We start from the raw sequence: 1978 nt of genomic DNA on the forward strand, positions 1-1978 counted from the left end.
CTCTGCCATCTCTCCGAACGAGGTAAATACTAGGCGTTTACATCCATGTTGTAAATACTAAATAGATGAAAAATTTACTATGGGTAATCAAGTGGTGATCTTACAATCAAATTGATGATTGTTTACTCTCAGCAATCATCCGATTGCTCTAAAAGCAGCCAGATGGTCATCTATCACTGACATATTAAAGGCTAACAGCAATACTATGTTAATATCTCCCTAATTGAAAAACCTAACAGATATATATGAACTCAAACATTATTCCTGCTTCTGCACTCAAACCGCAGTTTACCCTTACGGCAGCGGCCGCAGACAATAGTCCCTCAGAAGTCCGACTAATTGGCCAATCACGTGTTCGAGATGCTTTCAAATTATTGAGTAATACTCACGACCAACATATGTATTTAGCCGATTACTCAGGTTGTAATCGTAAAAATATAATCCAAGCCCTCGTAGAATCGGATGGGAATTTTGTCGATAAGAGCCTAGTGTTAGCTGATAATAGTACGGTTTGGTGTGAGCAAACTGACAAGCAACAAGTACTCGCTTCTAAACAAAAAACACATCAGTACCTTTCTGGTACGATTAAAAAGCATGACCTGATTGGGCGATATGATGAGCGCACAAAACAGTATAAAGCAGGAGCGCTTGCCAACTGCCACTACTTATTTATCTGTGCTGATTCCATTTGGAAAAGAGAAACGCTGTGGGAGTTATTGTTAGAGATCCTTGATAAGAAAGAATATCAAGTACATTCCAGTCTCCCGCCTCTAGCACTCAACTGTAAGATTATACTTATTGGCTCTAGTAACCAATATGGGCATTGCTGGCTCGGTGAGCCCACTTTTTCTAATCTATTCCCTTTATTAGGTGAATTGCTCAATGAAGTCGACCTCAATGAAGTACCATTGGTGCATTACAACCTTTGGCTAGATAGGATCTTAGAGGACATAGGTTTAACCATTGATGATCCAGCAAGGTTAGCATTGCTTGAGTACAGTGCCAGACTTGCCGATCATCAACAACGCTTAAGCCTAATGTCAATTAATATTGAACAGTTGTTAGTCCAAGCAAGCACTTATGCTCAGCAAACACATATCGATGAAAAAGCATTTCATCTCAGTATTAATATGTTTAATCAACGCCATAACGCCTCAGAAAAGCTATCTGAGCAAAACTTCGATGATTTATTCATTAATCTACCAACTCAAGATGAGATGATAGGTCAGATCAATGGTTTAACGGTAATCGAAAATGCTGAGTACAGTTACGGTGAACCTGCAAGAATTACAGCTTCGGTGCATTACGGAGACGGGGAAGTTGCAGATATTGAGCGTAAATCGGAGCTTGGCGGAAACATTCATGCCAAAGGGATGATGATCCTCTCTTCTTGCTTATATCGTATATTTGGCAAAGATGCGCCATTGCACCTCAATGCCAACATCGTATTTGAACAATCTTATCAAGAGATAGACGGCGACAGTGCTTCTTTAGCCGAGTATTGCAGCCTTATATCAGCGATATCAGAAAAGCCCATAAAACAAAGCATTGCTGCTACTGGCGCAATTGACCAGTTTGGTAATGTTCAAGCCATTGGTGGTGTGAATGAAAAAATTGAAGGCTTTTTCAAATTATGTCAACGCCGAGGGCTAACAGGTCATCAAGGTGTCATTATTCCATGTTCCAATATGCAGCAGTTAAACTTACACCAGTCTGTCATTGAAGCTGTCAATGAAGGACTATTTACACTGTATCAAGTCAAGCATATCGACGAAGCGGCTGAAATATTAATGCAAACGCCAGCTGGTATGGCTGATCAAGATAACCAGTTTCCAAGTGAGTCACTTTATGGCTTAGTGCAAGCAAGGCTGGAAGGATTAGCGGGTTATCAGGAGGAAGAAAAGTCATTTTTTGTGAGGTTACGAGAAAAACTGTCATTTTTTAGCTGATCGGAGTTGTTTAGCGTACACGTGTTCGC

At 40.4% G+C, this 1978-nt stretch carries 1 protein-coding gene; it reads left to right on the forward strand.

Features of this window, described 5'->3' with window-relative positions:
• Positions 1 to 245 precede the first annotated feature (245 nt).
• Positions 246 to 1949, forward strand: coding sequence for a S16 family serine protease (locus AB4135_RS20800; protein ID WP_371995339.1), 1704 nt, complete (start codon positions 246 to 248; stop codon positions 1947 to 1949).
• Positions 1950 to 1978 lie beyond the last annotated feature (29 nt).

The sequence above is a fragment of the Shewanella sp. 10N.286.54.B9 genome (genome assembly GCF_041468565.1).
Lineage (GTDB): Bacteria > Pseudomonadota > Gammaproteobacteria > Enterobacterales > Shewanellaceae > Shewanella.

Excerpts from the sequence above, each read along its gene's own strand:
- AB4135_RS20800 (WP_371995339.1), top strand. The coding sequence starts at position 246 with ATGAACTCAAACATTATTCCTGCTTCTGCACTCAAACCGCAGTTTACC.